Source organism: Chloroflexota bacterium (genome assembly GCA_009840355.1).
GTDB lineage: Bacteria > Chloroflexota > Dehalococcoidia > Lucifugimonadales > JADFKI01 > Bin90.
Genome location: VXNZ01000003.1, coordinates 1 through 18,035, shown reverse-complemented (window position 1 = coordinate 18,035; position 18,035 = coordinate 1). Strand labels below are relative to the sequence as shown.

Here is an 18,035-nt window from a genome sequence, read left to right as displayed (position 1 = left end):
GACGACGCGATTGTAGGCGAGTGGGACGTGGACTGCCTCTCGGCAAAAGCAGCGCCCGGAAAGTCAGGTGAGCGGCGCGCGCTTCTACGCATTCACCCTCACTGAGGACGCGACCGTAACGGTCACGCTGACATCCAAGGACGACACATACCTGTACCTTCTTTCGGGCGCGGACAGAGACAGCGATGCGCTTGCCGAAAACGACAACAATGATGGCTGGCAAGCGGCGAGGTCGGAAGGGCAGGAAGAAGCGCTATGGGCACAAGGTGCGCGGTCGCAGCGTGCAGACACTGTAGTGGATTATTGTGGAGAGGGCGTAGGCGGAGCGGGCGCGGGAGAGTAAGTCAATAGAATGGTAAGTAGAAATCACAGAAAGGAAACGCGCACATGGCTGAAGGTGACTTGACGCACTTAGAAGCGTGATTGCTCAGACACGGAGCGTCGAAGGCCGATCTGAATAACCTATTCGATGAATCCATTTTGACGTGGCGTGTAGGAAGTAATGACAAGCTCTCAGATACCTGTGTTTACTCAATGGAGTTCATGTTAAGCGCTGCGCGAAGTACCCAGGCGGCTCTCAGAGTAATTGATTGCATTCAGGTCGCGAATGAGCTAGACACAGATCTCATGGCGGATCTAAAGAGATATGTGGAGGACACTAGCGAAGCTATCAAGAAAGTGGACGATAAGTTAAAGGAAGTCGGAACAAGTCTAGCAGCACTGCTCTTTGAATTACCAGACAAAACCTCGGCAAACGAAGCTTCGTGGAGGAATCTTATTGGTCGCCGTATTATCTTGGCGCATAAACTTCTGACCATTGACGACAGTCAAGTCTACGGAGAAGCGATACGTGATTTCGGTCCTTTGAATGAATTAATTTCTAGCGTGAATTTCGTACCAGTCAAGACAGACTTAGCTTCAGGAAGAGGCTTCTCTCCAATGATACGGGCTCATACCTTGAGGGCACTTTCCCCTTCAGCACCTGGAGAAACGCCAACAATAGGCAGTAGCCTGATCTTCATCCCCGAAGACAAACAGAAGGGATTTGTTGCACTTCGCTACAGAAGGGCTTCCACAGTCTGGAGAGAGGTGGGAATGTGAAAAAGACGACCGTAGCGGCCTGTGGTCAGCGGCCGAAGACCGAAACAGGCAAAGAGAGCGCCTCAAGCCATTCGCTTCGTCTGAGGATGTCAGGGAATTCCTTGCAGCCCATCATAATGACAGTGGGTCAGGCTTGCGTGAGCCCGACCGGGAGGAACACCTCAAGACGCTAGACGAGTCAAAGATGGCAGGGCTTCCGACACATGATTTTCCTCGATACCAATGTGTTCATGTATGCGGTGGGCCGCCTCATTCGCTGCAATCCGAAGCGCAGGACTTCTTTGCCGAATCCGCCGACAATCAGACAATCACTTGAGGCTTTTCACTTCGGCGGAAGTCTTGCAGGAGCTCTTTCACGTCTATGAGGCTACGAGGCGAATGGACACCTTCGCCGTTGCAATGGAACTCGTCCACAAGTCCATTGCTGAGGTGTGGCTGCCGCTGGAAAGAGAGACATTGAGCTGGCTCGGCAGATGTACGTGCAGCATCCTACGCTGAGTGCGCGGGACTTGTGCCACTGGGCAAGCTGCCGTACGCGCGGGATAAGGTGAGTAAAGACCTTCGACCGGGACTTCCTTCAGTTGTCGGTTAGCCCCTGTGGAAGCGGCACTGCCGGGCACTCACTACCTCGTATCATGCCGCGGTTGTCAATCACCCTTGTCCCGAAAGTATCGCAGCCGCCCCCAGGCGTTATACAGCCACCGCTGAATTGCCACGTGGAGCCTTGCTGTCGGGTTGAACTGAAGAACGATGAGTAAGAACAGAAAGATTATCGCCAAGAGTTCCACACTTGGGATACTGCGCCTGATCGCGAAGCATATAAGCACAAATACCAGGTAATAGACTGCCCAAGCGACGTGAATCAATCGGCGGCGTAATGACAGGCCAAGAAATATGCGATCCTGCAAAGGCTCATCCCTCTTTTCTTAAGGTCTTCTTCTTCCTACGCCGATGAGCATTTCGCCGAGTTCAGAACGTTGGTCCTGGCGGCGGACGCTAAAATACTTCCCTATCCTTCTCCAAGAATCACGATGGTAGTCGATTGAGCGTGGTCTTTCAGGAGATTACTCAGGGCACGAAGATAGCTCAGGGATCCCTCCTGCCCTTAGTCCACACAAGTTTACACGCTCATATAGCGTATCATTAGTGCTTCTGATTTGCCATCAGGACCTGCCATTGTCGCTTCGTACATCCATGCAAATCACCACTAGTACAGGCATACATCTGTGCCAACAACCAACACACCCTAAGGAATCCAATAGAACGCTATAAAATTTGATAGTATGACCTTACGCACTCGGACATCTACACAGCATATCAACAGACAGGAGGCGCAGACATGCCTATCGAGAAACTATCTCCCGCGCTCGACGACATTATCGATTCTGATTCGGTCTCTTTGATTGATTCCCAAGGCTACAGTTTCGGAGGTGCGGAAGGTCCTGCTGAAGGCCCGCTCTGGTGGGCTGACCCTGGTGAGAACTACGGTGGCCATCTGCTCTTCAGTGACATCCACAACGACCGGCGCATGCGCTTCACCATTGATGATGGAATAGCCGAGGATGGTCATAAGTCCTTGGGTTCGCTCACCGTTGAAGCCGAGCCTGTCAACCGTCACAACGGACTGACAAGAGACCTGCAGGGACGCCTCATTGCCGCAGAGCACGATGGACGTCGCGTCAGTCGCCTAGAGCACGACGGGTCCACCACTGTGCTCGCCAACCAGTTCCAGGGTCGCCAGCTCAACCGCCCGAACGACGTCGTGGTAAAATCCGACGGCAGCATCTACTTCACCGACCCCTGGACCTTTCGGCGTCCGCGGGAGCAGTGGGAGCAGACCATCTCCGGCGTCTTCCGCCTTTCAGCGGACCTGGGCACTCTGACTCTGCTGGTGAGCGATTTTGTCGTGCCTAACGGCCTGGCCTTCTCGCCCGATGAGAGCATCCTGTATATCAACGACTCCCGCAAGGGCATCATCAGGGCCTTCGATGTGCAGGACGACGGCACGCTGGCTTTGGCATCAGACCGGCTGTTTGCCGACATGCTTTCTGATGCAAGAGAAGGCATACCGGACGGCATGAAGGTGGACACCGAAGGCAATGTCTATTGCGGTGGTTCCGGTGGTATTCACATCCTAAATCCCGGCGGCGATCGTCTGGGCATCGTGGTTCACGGGGAGCCCGCCACCACAAACGTCTGCTTTGGGGACAGCGACTGGAAATCGGTGTTCTTCACCACCCGTGGCAGGATCGGCACCTTTAGGGTCAAGATCCCCGGTGTTCCCGTGCCTGTGAAGTAGTGCGGTGGCGGGTTGTGTACAGATGACAGGTTTGGCAATGGGCGTCGAGATTTATCAGCCCTATCCCGGACTTATGGAAGGGGAATTATACGGCAAAGTAACCATGCGCCGTCCCTCACCTACAATTATACCTCCACGCCTTAACCACGCCAAGGAAGTCTGTGGTATTTTACGAATATCGACCTCAGAGCCGTTAAACTCTGAGGTCAATAAAGCAGGAAAGGACGGAAGGTAACGGACAGCGGACTTAGAAATCGATTTGGGCTTCCTCTTCGTATTCTAAAGTACGCGCCATGACGCGGATTGCGTCTGACAGCGCCAACGCCTCAGAGCGATTGATGTATGCGTAGGTTGATTGGGTGTCGGTTGTGAGTCCTGCCCTTATCAGCAATTCACGCTCGCCGTATCGCCTGACCAATATGCCTCTTTCACTTCCACCTGCTTCACCTCTCAAACCAGTCATTTCAAATGTCGCTTCCATCGGCGTTCTCCTTCGCTTCAACGCCATTCCCTCTCCTTAATCAAAGTCTATCAGCGCAATCTCGCAATTATCATTCCTAACCCAATAGGCGGCTGTGCGTTTTACCCTGAGTCCTTCATCAGTTTTGACGGTGAATTCCACTCTTGCAACATGCTCTTCGTGGTCGCTCCACGGGTCGCCGTAACGTCCCCGCTCCACAAAAACGGAGTGGTATTCACTACCTAATGGGTATATCTCGAACTCAACCATTTTCAAACTTGCAGGGTCATAGCCAAACCATCTGTCACTAATAGGCTGCTGCATTCCGAATTGCAAGTCTGCCTTTGAGAGCTTCTTCAACTCCGACATACAATGCTTGCCCGCTATGCGGTCTTCTTCACTCACCCCTTTAAGAGATATTGTCGGTTTGGGAATAAAAGTCGGAACCAATGAGATACTAGAAGCACTCACTTCAGGCTTAGGAGTGGCTGTCGGTTCAAGGGTTACGGACGGTCTTTGAGTTGAGGCTGATTCGGGAGACTGCGCTTTCGCTGTTTCCGTATCGCCGTCGCCGTTTAACTGTATGGTTAGAATCAACACGCCCGACTCCAACTCATAGGCGATTTCAGCATTCTTGTATGTAGCCTTTACTGGACTGTTGCCGTTCGCCAAATCCTCTCCGCTCCTCACCAACCATTCAGCACCTTCCTCTCCCCACTCTGGCAGAACAAGTTCCATGAAGGCGGAGAGCATTCCAACACTAAGAACAATGGTGTCTTCCGCGCCTAGTATCTTCCCGCCTTCTATGGTGTCAATACGAGCTTCAAACTTCTCTATCTCACCTTTCGATTCCTCTATGCGTAAGGTAGCTGGAAATCTGTTGTCTCCAATTGTTCCTGTAATGACTGCCGTTTCATCGTGAACCGAAATCATTCTGTTGAAGCTGAAGTTCCATGTACCCACTAACTCAATCCTAATGTCATTGAAGGACACGCCTGGACTTTGTTCGGAACTCTCGGCTACTGACTCACCTGCGCTGTCTTCATCAACCTGTTCAGGATTCGCATTATCAGACTCGGAGACGATTTGAGTTGTCGGCTCTGTTGATACGCTGGCAGTTTCTTCATCTTCAACAGGCTCTGCCAAAGCCGCTCCTACACACACCAGAAACAGGAATCCTACCACCATTCCCCAAAGTATCTTCTTGCGCCTGCTCCAACCCTGAATTCACTTTAGATTAGATTACACACACCCTTACCCTGCTCCTCTGATTGCGCCTGTGGCTGTTCTGGCGGCTCCTGAGCGGTCATCCAGGGATGATGTACTTGTGGTTGAGGTTCGGCAGATTGAGCAACTAGCTCTTTGCCGCAGCTTGAGCAGAAATTGGCGTTATCGGGATTCTGCACACCACAATACGTGCAATACACGGATACCTCCCTCGTGGCTAGGATTTCGGCTTCCTCACCACAGGTTGCCAAGGTATCCACGTTCACGCCGCAAGGGAGGCACGAATGCCTTGTCCCATCCAAGCGTGAACAGACTTGTGGATTTTTATGACTTAACCTGTGGTGAGGTTAGGAGAATGGTAGCGTGGTCGGGGGGGGGCCTGGCAAGCCTAGGATGGAGAAATCGTAGCGGCGTTTTCTATGGCGCTCAAAATCAGCACGGCTTATAATAGAACAGATGCGAACAACGGCAGAGTGATGAAAGGATTCACGATGGCATTAACTGACAGCGAATTGCTTTACACCGAACTGAAAACCAATAATATGCTGCTCCGCAGACTCATTAAACTTCAGGAATTAAGCATCCTTATGCCTCTCGTAATCGCACGAGACGATGCGGAGATTACGCAAGAACAGTACGAGAAATACGCCAACATAGTGGAGGGAAAAGGGCGCTGATCTCCGTAGTCTTTACGATTATCCTGTGGTTTGCACTCAATTAGTCTGAACGAAAGGACACAGGCCTGACAACTTAAACACAGCAACAAGTTAACTGGATAGGCAAGTCGGGTCTCTCGTACACCTACACCGTGTATGAGCTAAGCGCCGTCTGGCTTGACGTACCAGGCAATTGCATATTTGCCAAGCTGGAACAGGATGGATTCTGGTCGGCTATCTATGTCGGCGAAACTGGAAGTTTCAAGACTCGCCTAGTTGACAGTCATGGAAAAACTACTTTGCGCTCAACAGTATGGATTTACGCATATTCATGCTCGTACAAATTACGACGGTGAATCTGCTAGACTTACCGAAGAAAAAGATTTACGAGAGGGCTTGTGTCCTCCGTGCAACCTTGAGTGAACCACGTCCCATCAATCCACATAATCACCGAATTCAATGCTAGTTCTGCAACGAATCTCGGAAAGCGCAATCCTGCCCGGTGCGAAATCAGTATGAACGCTCACTCTAAGTAAGGCAACGGCCTCCATCTGTACCGAAGTTCTACGCCGCCGTACCGTATGATAGATCACCGCTTATGCCAGTCCGGAGTCGAATCTGGGTGTATCGTCTTATCGTCGCAGAGCGTTTATTCGTCGACTCCTGCGACCTCATAATATCGGGCTGCGCGCAGCGGATTGACGTTGGATTGGCCCTCATGGTGTTCACGAACCTCTCGAAGGAGTGCCGGAATGAGACCCTGTGGTATGATTTGCAGGATAGGCTTAACAGGGAGATAGGATGCTATACCAGAGCGGAAAGTATCTTCTCGGACAGACCGTCGTCGCTTCGGTTGGTTGGCGCCGCGCTCGCCGTGCAGAACGTTGAGTGAATACTCGGTCGCAGGTGCGTAACGCCGGCATGAGAGACTTACACCGAAGCCCCGCCGTGGGTACAGCTCACAGAGTAGATTGCGGGGCAAGAGGAGTGTCGAACTCCTATATCGCTTGACGGGACGCTATTCTTCGGTCATTCCCAATCTGTCGAGTATTATGGGTATGAATTCTCCCAGAAAACGAAAGCTGGACAGCCGGGAATCTTAACTGGAGCAGGTCATTACGAATGAAACCTGTCTAGCCCAGGAATCATATGTATACAATGAGCCCGGCAAGTTTCCATCTGCCTGAACACGCCGGGTCAACTCTGAGATGTGGACAAGGTGAAACTGAAATCTTAAACTACAGGGCTTGCCGTGTTCGATATATGGAGGAACCACGCTTGTCTTCCAAGGAGAACTCACAGGAAGCTGTTCGCTTTGAGCCAGAGGAGAACTGCCCTCCTTTGACCTCAGCGATTACTGGCCTTCAACTCGCTGTGGTGGTGGTCGCCCTTGTAGTAGTGCCAGTCGTCATCATAGTCCGAAGCTCTGAAAAACCAGAAAGTTACCTGACCTAGTCGGTATTTGCATCGCTTGTCATATGTGGCTTCGCTACCCTGTTCCAGGCTTCGAAGGTTGGACGCCTGGGTACCGGCCATATTGTCATCATAGGGACTGCTGAACCGGCGATCGCCATCTGCATCACTGCTCTGATAGAAGGCGGCCCGTCAATGATGGCTATTCTCGTCGTACTCTAGTCACTGCTAAAATTCTTCGTAGCGGCTCGTCTATCCCTTCTGAGACGCGTGATCACTCCTGTCGTATCAGACACAATGCTTATGCTGATAGCAGCAACCGTCATTCTGGCAGTGTTTCGAATTCTTACATATGCACCAGACGGGAAAATAATATCCCCCTTGGCGGCTCCTCTGGCTTCCATTGTTACGCTTGCGACTATTGCCGTGCTGCTGCTCAGGGCGCCACGTGGCATTCGACTCTGGTCGCCAATCATAGGGATAGTAGTGGGTTGTATTGTCGCGTTGCCTTTTGGGCTTTACGATTCGAGTCTGGTGGTTGAATCCCCATGGATAGGGTTCCCTGAAATTACATGGCCAGGTCTGGAACTGACACCCAGCCTCAAATTCTGGGCTGTCGCCGATGTTGCCGCCGTATAACGTGCGTCTCGTCGTCAGCCGATAGCGAGTGACTTCAGAGAAATCCAAGGTGGGCTTAACGTAAATGGAATGAGCAACTTGCTGTCAGGGATAGCCGGCACTATGCCGACAATGACGGGGTCTCCGAGTGTAGCGATGATCAAGCTCACGGGAGTTGCATCTCGCAGTGTTGGGGTATGGGCCGGTGCCATATTTGTCGCGTTAGCACTGCTTCCGAAAGTGACCGCGATCCTGCTCGCGATTCCGGCTCCCGTAGCGGCAGCTTACATAATGATAATCATGGGGCTGGTGTACATAGAAGGTGTTCAGACGGTGATGCAAGATGGGATGGATCATCGCAAGGCAATAGTCGTCGCCGTTTCCTTCTAGGTCGGCATAGGATTCCAAAACCATGCAATATTTGCAGACCTACTGTCCGGGACTTGGAGTTCACTGCTAAGTAACAGTGTAACTTCGGGGGATTAGCCGCAGCTTTAATGCTTGCTTCTGTCGAAATTACGGCGGCTCGCCGAAAGCGCATGGAAGTGTCTTTGGATCTCGATTCGATGCCGGCGGTGGACACGTTCCTGCGGGGCGTCGCCTTAGACAGGCACTGGGACGAATTCTCAATACAGAGTGTGAGGGCAGGTGGTGAGGAAACTCTGACAATTATGGTCCAGTATGAAGATGAAGAGCAATTCGAACGTAAGCGCCGCCTAATGATCAATGCGCATCCCGTTGATGACGACATAGAGTTGGAGTTCCTGTCGACAGCTTATGATGTCGAAAACCTAGAAGACAGGCTCGCATATCTCGACATGCAGCCTGAAGTTCCAGACGAAGCAGAAATTTCTTACAGGCTGCTTCGCCATTACGCCTCTTCCGTGAAACATCAGAAGTTCCATAACATGGATGTGATAACGGTTCGCGTGGAAGGCAAAAGGGTGAGAGAGGTACAATAGTGACTGGGATCCGGATAATATTCCAACGTATATCTCCGATGATTCCATTAGCTTTGTCGTGCAGCCTCATCGAGTGTCTTCGTGGACCTTGGGATGGCTGAGTAGGCTTCTCCAGCTATACTACCTCAGAAATAACGAATGATGTCGCGGTCAGTTCATTCAAATTAATCGTCTTGGCCACCGAGGCGATGTACGTCAGCACCACCGATCTGATAGAATCTGTGCCGATGGCTGGGTTACGGCTCGATTCAGATAACCTTAACCTAATTGGAGCTTGTGCCGGACCCGACCAGGATCCTGGCGATGGTGCCATAGGCCACCCTCTACGACTCGCTCAGTACCTCGAAGATTCCCTGATCACAGTACATACGGTTTCTGCGTCCATCTCCAACAGTCGAGACTGCGCCTGGGCTCACAAGCTGGTTGATGGCTTGCTACGCGGACGAACAAACCATTTCCATCCGTTCAGGAGGCGTCTCCACGCTCCAAAAACGGATTGGCGCAAAACTGCTCAAGCACCCTCTCGGGAAACCGCGAGCGCTCACGCAGAGGCTCCTGTTTCCAGCCTGACAGCAGATTGTCGATACGGAGCTTAATTTGCTCTCGCTATTGCCGCTAGCCTGACGAAGTGTGGGTTTTCATCAAGTGGCTGGAGCGCCGATGCTCCTCTACAGCAAATGCATTTTTCTTGTTGGGCTCTGTGGACAATTGAGATATATGCAATGTTGAGTGGATGTCAAACACGAGATTAACGACAGTCAATTGGAGACGGATACTGGAGATTCTTCGTTCGGACAGCAGCGTATATGTCAAAGACGAAGCCGAGTGCAGGAAGTTCATAGAGGCGATAGTCTGGATAAACAGAACGGGAGCGCCTTGGAGAGACCTGCCTGAGAAGTTCTGCCAGTCTAAAGCGTATTTAGGCGATTCACGCGCTGGAAGCAAAGCGGAGTCTGGGAGCGGATGTATGAGCACTTCATAGAAGACCCGGATATGGAAAATCTACTGATAGACAGCACGATAGCAAGAGGGCATCCTTGTGCTGCGGGCGCGTCGGCTGAAAAGGGGGCACGCCGCCCAAGCGTTAGGCAGAAGTCGGGGTGGGTTCAGCACGAAGGTACACGCGAGTGTTGACGCTCTGGGCAATCCGTTGAGGTTCATTCTAACGGCGGGGCAAGAAGCTGACATTACTCAGGCAGAGGCGCTGATATAGGATGCGGAGTGCGAGCGGGTCATAGCAGACAAAGGGCGCAATTCGGATGCGTTCCGCGAGTATATCGCGCTAAGTGGCGCAACGTCTACAATGTCTCCTAAGTCGAGCCGCAAGAGGCAGTATCGATATGATGAACACACATACGGAGAGCGCCACTTGGTTGAGTGTTTTTTCAACAAGATGAATCGATTTCGTAGAGTGTTCTCTGGCTACGGCAAGTTAGCCTACTCTTACCTGAGCTTCATCCATATCGCGGGTACGCTCATCTGGCTGCAATGAATTGTCCACACAACTTAGGTCGGCAGTCAGAGACATAGGGCTTCTATGACGGTTTCCAATGTTGCCATTACCGTACATTGAACAAGGGGGCGTGGCGGAATCATGGTGTAGGACGTTTGCCGCTATAATGAGGTTATAGGAGTTCCACTTCGGGAACCTTGGAGCGGGAGGCTGCCGGATGTCCGATATTGGCACAATTCTGGTTACAGGGGCAACGGGGTACATCGGCGGAAGGCTGGTTTCCCGACTGCTTGAGGAAGGATGCAGGGTTCGCGTCCTCGTCCGCAGCGAGGCCCGGGTGCTCTCCCGTCCCTGGATAGGGCAGGTCGAGGTGGTTGTCGGAGATGCCCTTGACTCTGAGAGCCTCGCCGAGGCACTGGACGGTGTGGACACCGCCTATTACCTGATTCACAGCATGTCCAGCGGCGCCGCCTTCCATGAGCTGGACATGCAGGTCGCCCGCGCCTTCGGTCAAGCTGCCAGTAAAGCAAGCGTTAGACATATCGTTTATCTGGGCGGGCTGGGAGACCCAAAAGCCAACCTTTCCACTCACCTGCGCTCCCGCCAGGAAACGGGACAGGCGCTGCGCGAAAGCGGCGTGCCGGTTACTGAGTTCCGCGCTGCCGTGATTGTTGGCGCCGGCAGTGTTTCGTTCGAGATGATTCGCTACCTAGTTGAGCGCCTGCCGGTCATGGTATGCCCAAGGTGGATTTACTCCAGCATTCAGCCAATCGCAATCGACGACTTACTCGATTATCTGGTCGCCGCACCGAGGGTTCCCCGCTGCAAGGGGCGCACAATCGAGATCGGAGGGTCGGATATGACGACCTACCGAGGGCTGATGCTCGGGTATGCCAGGGCAAGGAGACTGCGACGGCTGATGATTCCGGTCCCGGTTCTGACACCTCGTCTATCGTCATATTGGGTGCATTGGATGACGCCTATCCCCTCCTCTATCGCGGTGCCGCTGGTGGAGGGACTTCGCAACGATGTCGTCGTTACCGACAATCTTGCACACACCCTCTTCCCTAGCGTCGTGCCGCAGGACTACGCCTCAGCTATTGGCAATGTTGTGAAGGATATGGATGCGGGGCTGATAGACACTTCGTGGAGCGATGCCGCCGGCAGCGCCACAGCGCCACAAGAGCTTGTCTATCTGGAGTCGCGCGAGGGGCTGATTATCGAGCGCCGCCGCCGTAGTGTCGCCGCTCCCATGCAGAATGTATTCCGAGTCTGCACCGGCATTGGTGCAGACCGCGGATGGTACTTTGCGAACTGGGCGTGGAGATTGCGGGGAATGCTCGACCGGCTGCTGGGTGGCGCCGGTCTGCGTAGGGGACGGCGACATCCCGACGACCTGCGTGTCGGCGATGCACTGGACTTCTGGCGAGTAGAGGCGCTGGAGACAAACTGCGTGGTGCGGCTGAGGGCCGAGATGAAACTTCCGGGCAAGGCGTGGCTTCAGTTCGACGTGCTTGAAGGCGCTGACGGTACGACTCAACTGGAGCAGACGGCTGTTTTCAGCCCCAAGGGGGTGGCGGGTATGCTCTACTGGTATGCTCTGTATCCTTTCCACACATGGATATTTCGGGGATTGATCAGGTCCATTGCCCGGCGAGCGGAGCGAATGGCCGCCTCCGCATACGAGGAAGAACCCCAAGGTCAAGTCGGCGGCGACTAGATTAGTGCGGGTGGCTCATGAACCCTTGGCAGCCCTGACTTTCTCCAGCATCACGGGCGGCAGGGGGAAGACCCAGCCCCTGTTGCTGATAATCTCTCTTGCAAGCGCAGGTGGGATTGCGACGATAATCTCCGGCTCGATGGAGAACTTGCCATCGAAGCCGCCCATCGCGCTTCGGGCATGGATTCCGGCAAACCCGCCCGGGTCAACGCCGTCCTCCGCGTAGTCGCTTCGAGGTCCGCCAAAGACCGAGTGCCACCTGAATGAGAACCCGTTGGTCACGGCAGGCGCAGCACCGCTCGCTCCACCGCCCGGTGAAACTACCATGCCCAGCGCCTTCACGGTGTACAGCACATCGTTCAGGTCGCCTTCGTCGCCGCAACTCAGGGTCCAGTGCAGCCTGCGAATCAGCCTGTCAGCCGTATCCTGCGCCGCCTGAAACCCGTGCTCGATACGCACCGCATCGTCGTTCATCGGATACGTCCCGGCGGAAGTGCCGGACAGATACACGAGGCCGCTCTCTTGCACGACCGCCGCCGCTATTCCCGCGCCTTCCAATGATATGACATCCTCATCGAAGCTGCCCAATGGGATGCCAAGCTCCCTAATCCTGTCGTACACGTCGTAACCGCGCCGCAGTTCGTCGGGTAGCAGCGCCTCGTCATAGAACTTGCCCATTCTCAACACCTCACCAATTCGATTCAGGGAGTATTCCCCCCCATCCTAACCTTCCCCCATCAAGGGGGAAGGGACTTCTGCCCTCACACGCGCACGTACTTGTCCACGCTCTGGCTCGTCGTCAGGCCGACATAGATGTCGCCCCGCGAGTCCACCCATATCCCATGAGCGTGTCGTATTCCCCAGCGCGCCAGCACTTCGCCTTCACCATCGCGGATAGTAACATACGGAGGGTTGCCGTCAGCCTCCTGCTCGCAGATGTAGAACAAGCCATCCGCGCCTTGCGCGATGTCGTTAGGCCCGCCCATGCCGGTCCACTCGGTGATGAACTCGCCTTCGCTGTCGAAAATCTGGATGCGGCGGTTGGTCCGGTCGCATACATAGACCTTTTCATCATCATCGACCATCAGGCTATGCGGCAGGTGGAACTCGCCCGGCTCCGAACTTCCCGGAGTTCCCCATGAGTTGACGAGTTCGCCCCCATCCGTGAACTTGTGAATCCTGCTGTTCCGATAGCCGTCAGCAACATAGATACTGCCGGACGGGCCCTTCACAATCTCGGTCGGGTAGTTGAACGGACCGGCGGCGCGAGGGACCAGGTCACCCGGCTTTTCGCAGCCCGTGTCGGAGTGAACACCGCGCTCTCCAAGCACCATGAGAGGGCTGCCCTCCAGCGTGAATGCCACAGCGACGGAGTCATCGCGGTCAGTCAGATAGACGACATCGCCGTTGATGCTCATGCCGTGCGGCGAGTTGAACGCGCCATGCCCCCAGGCGTTCAAGTAGTTGCCGTTGCTGTCGAAGACGACGACGGGCGGGTCTTTCCGCTGGAAGACGTAGAGATTGTTCTGTGAATCGGTGGCCACAGTGCTGACTACCGCGAAATCTTCGCCGTCCGGAAGTTTCGGGAAGTCCTGAGCGAGTTCATAAGTGAGTTTGTCTGTGCCCACGGTTGCTGTCGCCATAATCAATCCTCCAGTAGGTTCGTCGCCTCTTTGCCATTCAATCAAAGGGTGCCCTTGATGGGCACCGCCGTTTCAACCAATCTCTCGGCAAAACTGCCCCGCTTCGCAAGCCTGATGCCATAGGCTATGTCTTCCTCGTCCGCATCGGCGGTGACCTCGAACTCGGACAGCACCTCAGTTACGCCACTGTGCACCGTTCCCACCAGTACAGAGCCGGCCAAGTAGTAGTCCATCTCGACGTGGACGCGCGCTCTGTCGATAACGATTTTTCTCATTGTAGCGTATCGCTTCAACTGGGTGAACAGTCAGAAGCCGATGCCGGATGTGATGTATGTCAATGGCCGCGGATAGGCATCCTCACCGCCCATACGCTCCGGCTCGTCGCAGTAGATGACGAAGTGCTCGCGAGTGCCCTTGTGGAGCATCTTCTCGACATGCTCGCAGTCAATCGCGAGGGTGCGGTGCGAAACGCCGAGTGGAAGATCGTCTCCATGTACTTCGTGAGGTATATCAGTAGTCATATCAACTCACCTAGTTGTTTGATAGATTGGTGATTGCCGCTTCAAGTGTAACCAACGGCAGCGGCTGTGAGTGTAGCAGGCTCGCATGAAAGGTCAAGGAAGGCGGATCGCATGGTAGCGTTTTCTTCAAGGGGGAGCAGGAACTTCTTATCCTGCAATTTCCTGAGCGACCTACCGTGCAACTCAGCATAGAAAAATCGTAGCGAGCAGCGTACATCAGCACCGCTCAACCCCTATGGATTCCGGCCTGCGCGGGAACGATAGGTGAAAGTCTGAATTGTCCACGGAACCTAGAATGTGCGCAATACACCGTGATGTAAATAGGGCTGGGCAAAATAGGGTCACCGTCCAAACCGCTGACTAACCCTTATTGAGACTTATTGCGCCTTGTCGATGTTATTGATACTGCACAAGCTCGCATAGTTCAGCGCATGAGTCCGAAACGGCGGTATTTCGCCGATTTCACATCAAGCCCACTCACAGGCGAGTCCATCCGCAACTTTGTTTCTGTTCGCATACCACCTCCATCCGCCAAAGAGCAGAGGCTAATCGCCGGAACTCGGCTGTGCGGTTTCATTGGGACTGGTGCCTGAAGAGCAGTCGGTCCTGATACAATCAGAATGATACGTGGCTCTCCATCGCTTCAAAGACGGCGCGCCACTATTTAGCCATGGATGGGAGAATTGGGTTCCCAAGCCCGATTGGCCGATTCCCAAGCTTCCTTCGGAACGGGATAGGCACGAGAAGAAGACCCAGTAAACTCGCATCATCTCGCTTCAACCCTATAAGCGACCCACGACGGATCCTCTTGAAAGGGAATATTAATGGAAGCCGACTCGCCAATTTTGATTCTATTCGATGTGGACCAGACGCTCGTCAGTCTACCCGGTTGCGGCACTACAGCCCTTAACAGCGCCTTTGAGGAGGTTCATGGCGTCCCGCATGCGTTTACTGGGATGGCCTTTGCTGGCGGCTTGGACTTGCCTCTTATGAAAGAGGTGTACCTCAAGTGGGATTTGACACCTGGGGGCTCGGGTACCCCGCCTGATCTGTCCGATCTTAAATCAGTGTACTTCAGGCATCTAGGCGAATTACTGGAGACGTGGACCGATGGCAATGCCTGCCAAGGCGTTCCGTCCCTTCTGGTGGAATCGCTCGCTTCTGAGCCGAATGTGCAGTTGGGGCTGGAGACTGGCAACTTCAGAGAATCGGCCTTCATCAAGTTACGAAGATTTGGCCTGGATTCCTATTTTCAGGATGGTGGATTCGGAGGAGAGCACATGGATAGGGCTGATGTTGTGACTAGTGCAATTGACGCATGTCAGGAAAGGTCCGGGCGTACCTACTCCAATGATCAAATTTTCGTAGTCGGTGACACGCCATCAGACATACGGGCAGGCCACGCCAATCATGTGCGGACGCTGGCGGTAGCAACCGGTCAATACACCACAGATGAGCTTAGCGAGCACCATCCCAGTCACATTATTCAAGACCTTTCAGACACTGCAAGAGTGGTCAACCTGCTGCTGAATCGATAGATGCCGTCAGACCAGAATCGTCACGAGGTCATTTAGGTCCCGGATTGCTAAGTCCGGGGTAACTTGCGTCTCGTTTTTCAGGCATTGTCGGTTCATCCATGCGCTAAGCAGCCCGCTGTTGTTCGCGCCCGCAACATCGTCACTCAGAGAATCTCCGACGTGGAGAACTTCCTCGGGCTCACAACTGCTGGCAGTGAGAGCTAACCTGAAGATGTGAGGATCAGGCTTAGAAAAGCCGCAGTCTTGCGCGAACACTGTGAAGTCGAACTTTACTGGAATCCGAGTCACCACGGGCTTGCTGTTCCCGTTGGTAATCAGCCCTATGCGGTATGCACCCTCAAGACGGCTCAACGCGGCTGGAACCTCAGTGTATAGCTTAGTGCCTCTCAGTCTGGCGTCCATATAGAAGCGAAATAGATTTCCTGCAATTTCCTCGCTGGGCGCGCCCACATATTCAAGCGTTCGAACGAATGCCGCATGCCTGATCTCATCTAGGTTTACGGCGGTGCCCAGCTCATACGCCACTCTATCCCTTATCACAATCATCTCTTGCACGGTCAAACGTTGAGTCGCATCACTTTCTACGACCTTTCGAAGTTGCCGCAGCGTCAGTCCCAGCGCATTTTCCATCGCTGACCGGAAGTCCCACAGCGTATCGTCACCATCGAACGAGATAGTCGTGATCCGGGACAGATCTGACCCTGATCTGACATTGATCATTTTCATCTAATCACCGCTGCCAACGACTTGGATTTCGTCAACTCCGTCAGTAGTATCCCACAACATAGTGCAAAAGGGAGGGCTGTATAGAGACAAACCATCGCTTCATCCTTATCACCGTAAGTGAACATATCCGAAGTAAGTAGAACGACGATGGTCAAGGACAGCATGAACCCTCTGGATGTATTACACAAGAGGGGTGCGAACGCCGGATGTTCGTGACATTTTACGACGCCAACATGTCCCCTTCAACCCGAGCTTTTTCAACAGTTCGGCTAAAATGGGCGAAATCGCCAAGTTGGAATTGTGGACATACTCTTTCCATCGTCCGCAAGCTCCGCGGCATACCCGGCCGGAACCTCAGATTGCGCCGGAAGAGGAGAGTAGCCCTCCTGCTCGCACCAGCTTCTGAATTTCCCAAACTGGCTGGCATAGCTCTTGCGAGTGTTTTCTGACTGTGCGCTCTCAAGTGCGTCCGCCACTCGCCCGACGTTGTTCGTCTTTGAGAATTGCCGGCGCATTTTCGGATGTCGTCTGCTGTGTCCGGAGGGTCATTTCCGGCACTTTCCAAATGCGTTATCATCGCCGTTATAAAACATTGCGCAGAGCGTCGACACTCTGGAACTCGCTCTATAGTGGGAAGCTCACGGTGCCAGGACAGATCTCGTGAAAGGACGTTGAACGGCTGGTGAATGCACGCTGAATCCTTCGCGACAGCGGTTCCCGCAACAGCGAGGGTCGCGCGGAGCGACGGCGAAACCGGCGTTTTCAAGCTGATTTAGAGAAAACCATCTCTGTAGAATCACCGTAGAGCGCCTGAATTTTCGTCAGAGGTGCGCCCCGGTATCTCTCGTCACCAGAATGGACACGCCGCAAGCGCCAGGGAGAGCGATTGGCTGAAAATCAGCCCGGTGTCCCACCAGTAAGTCTCCTCTCATCGAGGATTCGCTGGGCCGCGGCAAGGTCGTCGCCCTTCAGTTCCCCAGCTTCAGCAAAGTCGGGGGTGTCCGGCACGAAGTACGCGAGCGAACCGGCGTGGTACTTGCAGATGGTCGCCAACCGGCCACTCGTCGCCTCCGGCAGTTCGTCCACCCTCTACGCGTAACGCTTGCACTCCTGCCTGAGAACCGACACCGACATCCAGAGCCTGCACCAGGCCATGCAGTCATCGTCTGTGTTTCTGCGGCAGTGTGAACAGTTTCTCATAGCCTAGTGCGAAAGCGGCGGCGCGTGAGCTGGTATGTGCTTCTTGGGAAACGGATTGCCCCGCTCTGTGGGACGCCCGCAATACATGGTATTGGGCGGGTGCCGGCTGCCCCTCTACCTGCTGCGCTGTATCCTCTTGATGCTTTTGCATATTGAAGGTGTTTCCTTTAGATGGACAGCAGCCACATGGCGTTTCCCGACAGCAAATGGCCCTGCTACTTCCGCCATTCCAATGGCGAGACGACGCGCGTGGTCACCTCGAATAGAGTTTGGTAATGCGGCCCGCACCCATTGACAGCCCACTTCTGCGCGAATACGATGCAGCCCTTAATCTATCATGACTGAAACCCCGCCTCTCATCGAATTAAGCTGGTAAATCTGAACAAGCCGATTCCTGGGAATTTGAAGCAAGGAGACAGCATTGACCCGTCCCCGGACTCTGATGCCGCCCGTTGCCGACCAACGACCGCACACCTATACTCAACACGGAGTCATGAT

The 18,035-nt window shown here is 53.9% G+C and carries 17 protein-coding genes and 1 pseudogene; 10 read left to right on the top strand and 8 right to left on the bottom strand.

Features of this window, described 5'->3' with window-relative positions; all coding sequences use genetic code 11:
- The first annotated feature begins 67 nt into the window (after window positions 1-67).
- From F4X57_00305 to F4X57_00295, 3 genes are all read left to right on the top strand, one after another.
- Window positions 68-343 carry a hypothetical protein gene (locus tag F4X57_00305; protein ID MYC05622.1) on the top strand — a complete coding sequence of 92 codons (276 nt, stop codon included), beginning with the start codon at window positions 68-70 and terminating at the stop codon, window positions 341-343.
- Window positions 344-423: 80 nt separating this feature from the next.
- A complete protein-coding gene (locus F4X57_00300) occupies window positions 424-1,101 on the top strand; it encodes a hypothetical protein (protein ID MYC05621.1) in 678 nt (225 codons plus the stop codon).
- Window positions 1,102-2,440: 1,339 nt separating this feature from the next.
- On the top strand, window positions 2,441-3,400 hold the full coding sequence (locus F4X57_00295; GenBank protein MYC05620.1) for an SMP-30/gluconolactonase/LRE family protein: 960 nt from the start codon (window positions 2,441-2,443) through the stop codon (window positions 3,398-3,400).
- A 247-nt stretch (window positions 3,401-3,647) separates the two neighbouring features.
- Here F4X57_00295 and F4X57_00290 read toward each other — a convergent pair whose 3' ends face one another.
- The 3 genes from F4X57_00290 to F4X57_00280 all read right to left on the bottom strand — a co-directional run bounded on the left by F4X57_00290 (window position 3,648) and on the right by F4X57_00280 (window position 5,389).
- The gene (locus tag F4X57_00290; protein ID MYC05619.1) at window positions 3,648-3,881 is read right to left on the bottom strand and encodes a hypothetical protein; all 234 of its coding nucleotides are present in this window, start codon (window positions 3,879-3,881) and stop codon (window positions 3,648-3,650) included.
- A 36-nt stretch (window positions 3,882-3,917) separates the two neighbouring features.
- Window positions 3,918-5,006 carry a hypothetical protein gene (locus F4X57_00285; protein ID MYC05618.1) on the bottom strand — a complete coding sequence of 363 codons (1,089 nt, stop codon included), beginning with the start codon at window positions 5,004-5,006 and terminating at the stop codon, window positions 3,918-3,920.
- 86 nt (window positions 5,007-5,092) lie between these two features.
- A complete protein-coding gene (locus F4X57_00280; GenBank protein ID MYC05617.1) occupies window positions 5,093-5,389 on the bottom strand; it encodes a zinc-ribbon domain-containing protein in 297 nt (98 codons plus the stop codon).
- Window positions 5,390-5,506: 117 nt separating this feature from the next.
- On the opposite strand from F4X57_00280, the gene F4X57_00275 reads away from it, so the two are divergent.
- From F4X57_00275 to F4X57_00250, 6 genes and pseudogenes are all read left to right on the top strand, one after another.
- Window positions 5,507-5,764: a hypothetical protein gene (locus F4X57_00275; protein MYC05616.1), complete on the top strand. Its 258-nt coding sequence runs from the start codon at window positions 5,507-5,509 to the stop codon at window positions 5,762-5,764.
- 1,689 nt (window positions 5,765-7,453) lie between these two features.
- Complete coding sequence (locus F4X57_00270) at window positions 7,454-7,795, top strand: hypothetical protein (GenBank protein MYC05615.1); 342 nt, start codon at window positions 7,454-7,456, stop codon at window positions 7,793-7,795.
- Window positions 7,796-7,864: 69 nt separating this feature from the next.
- Window positions 7,865-8,164, top strand: a complete 300-nt coding sequence (locus F4X57_00265; GenBank protein ID MYC05614.1) for a hypothetical protein — start codon at window positions 7,865-7,867, stop codon at window positions 8,162-8,164.
- Between the two features lie 161 nt (window positions 8,165-8,325).
- Complete coding sequence (locus F4X57_00260; GenBank protein MYC05613.1) at window positions 8,326-8,736, top strand: hypothetical protein; 411 nt, start codon at window positions 8,326-8,328, stop codon at window positions 8,734-8,736.
- Between the two features lie 733 nt (window positions 8,737-9,469).
- Window positions 9,470-10,228, top strand: a pseudogene (locus F4X57_00255) (IS5 family transposase).
- A 178-nt stretch (window positions 10,229-10,406) separates the two neighbouring features.
- Window positions 10,407-11,909, top strand: coding sequence for an SDR family oxidoreductase (locus F4X57_00250; protein MYC05612.1), 1,503 nt, complete (start codon window positions 10,407-10,409; stop codon window positions 11,907-11,909).
- 15 nt (window positions 11,910-11,924) lie between these two features.
- Here the strand turns inward: F4X57_00250 and F4X57_00245 are convergent, their stop codons facing one another.
- The 4 genes from F4X57_00245 to F4X57_00230 form a co-directional block, all read right to left on the bottom strand.
- Window positions 11,925-12,587 carry a hypothetical protein gene (locus tag F4X57_00245; GenBank protein ID MYC05611.1) on the bottom strand — a complete coding sequence of 221 codons (663 nt, stop codon included), beginning with the start codon at window positions 12,585-12,587 and terminating at the stop codon, window positions 11,925-11,927.
- Window positions 12,588-12,670: 83 nt separating this feature from the next.
- Window positions 12,671-13,552: a hypothetical protein gene (locus F4X57_00240; protein ID MYC05610.1), complete on the bottom strand. Its 882-nt coding sequence runs from the start codon at window positions 13,550-13,552 to the stop codon at window positions 12,671-12,673.
- Between the two features lie 41 nt (window positions 13,553-13,593).
- Window positions 13,594-13,827, bottom strand: a complete 234-nt coding sequence (locus F4X57_00235; GenBank protein ID MYC05609.1) for a hypothetical protein — start codon at window positions 13,825-13,827, stop codon at window positions 13,594-13,596.
- Between the two features lie 30 nt (window positions 13,828-13,857).
- Window positions 13,858-14,073, bottom strand: coding sequence for a hypothetical protein (locus tag F4X57_00230; GenBank protein ID MYC05608.1), 216 nt, complete (start codon window positions 14,071-14,073; stop codon window positions 13,858-13,860).
- 824 nt (window positions 14,074-14,897) lie between these two features.
- Between F4X57_00230 and F4X57_00225 the strand changes: the two genes are divergently transcribed.
- Complete coding sequence (locus F4X57_00225; protein ID MYC05607.1) at window positions 14,898-15,611, top strand: HAD hydrolase-like protein; 714 nt, start codon at window positions 14,898-14,900, stop codon at window positions 15,609-15,611.
- Window positions 15,612-15,617: 6 nt separating this feature from the next.
- On the opposite strand, the gene F4X57_00220 is transcribed toward F4X57_00225, so the two are convergent.
- On the bottom strand, window positions 15,618-16,337 hold the full coding sequence (locus F4X57_00220) for an HAD family hydrolase (GenBank protein MYC05606.1): 720 nt from the start codon (window positions 16,335-16,337) through the stop codon (window positions 15,618-15,620).
- Between the last annotated feature and the right edge of the window lie 1,698 nt (window positions 16,338-18,035).

Excerpts from the sequence above, each read along its gene's own strand:
- F4X57_00230 (MYC05608.1), bottom strand. The coding sequence starts at position 14,073 with ATGACTACTGATATACCTCACGAAGTACATGGAGACGATCTTCCACTC.
- F4X57_00225 (MYC05607.1), top strand. The coding sequence starts at position 14,898 with ATGGAAGCCGACTCGCCAATTTTGATTCTATTCGATGTGGACCAGACG.
- F4X57_00250 (MYC05612.1), top strand. The coding sequence starts at position 10,407 with ATGTCCGATATTGGCACAATTCTGGTTACAGGGGCAACGGGGTACATC.
- F4X57_00265 (MYC05614.1), top strand. The coding sequence starts at position 7,865 with ATGAGCAACTTGCTGTCAGGGATAGCCGGCACTATGCCGACAATGACG.
- F4X57_00245 (MYC05611.1), bottom strand. The coding sequence starts at position 12,587 with ATGGGCAAGTTCTATGACGAGGCGCTGCTACCCGACGAACTGCGGCGC.
- F4X57_00270 (MYC05615.1), top strand. The coding sequence starts at position 7,454 with ATGCTTATGCTGATAGCAGCAACCGTCATTCTGGCAGTGTTTCGAATT.
- F4X57_00295 (MYC05620.1), top strand. The coding sequence starts at position 2,441 with ATGCCTATCGAGAAACTATCTCCCGCGCTCGACGACATTATCGATTCT.
- F4X57_00220 (MYC05606.1), bottom strand. The coding sequence starts at position 16,337 with ATGAAAATGATCAATGTCAGATCAGGGTCAGATCTGTCCCGGATCACG.
- F4X57_00290 (MYC05619.1), bottom strand. The coding sequence starts at position 3,881 with ATGGAAGCGACATTTGAAATGACTGGTTTGAGAGGTGAAGCAGGTGGA.
- F4X57_00240 (MYC05610.1), bottom strand. The coding sequence starts at position 13,552 with ATGGCGACAGCAACCGTGGGCACAGACAAACTCACTTATGAACTCGCT.
- F4X57_00235 (MYC05609.1), bottom strand. The coding sequence starts at position 13,827 with ATGAGAAAAATCGTTATCGACAGAGCGCGCGTCCACGTCGAGATGGAC.
- F4X57_00275 (MYC05616.1), top strand. The coding sequence starts at position 5,507 with ATGGCGCTCAAAATCAGCACGGCTTATAATAGAACAGATGCGAACAAC.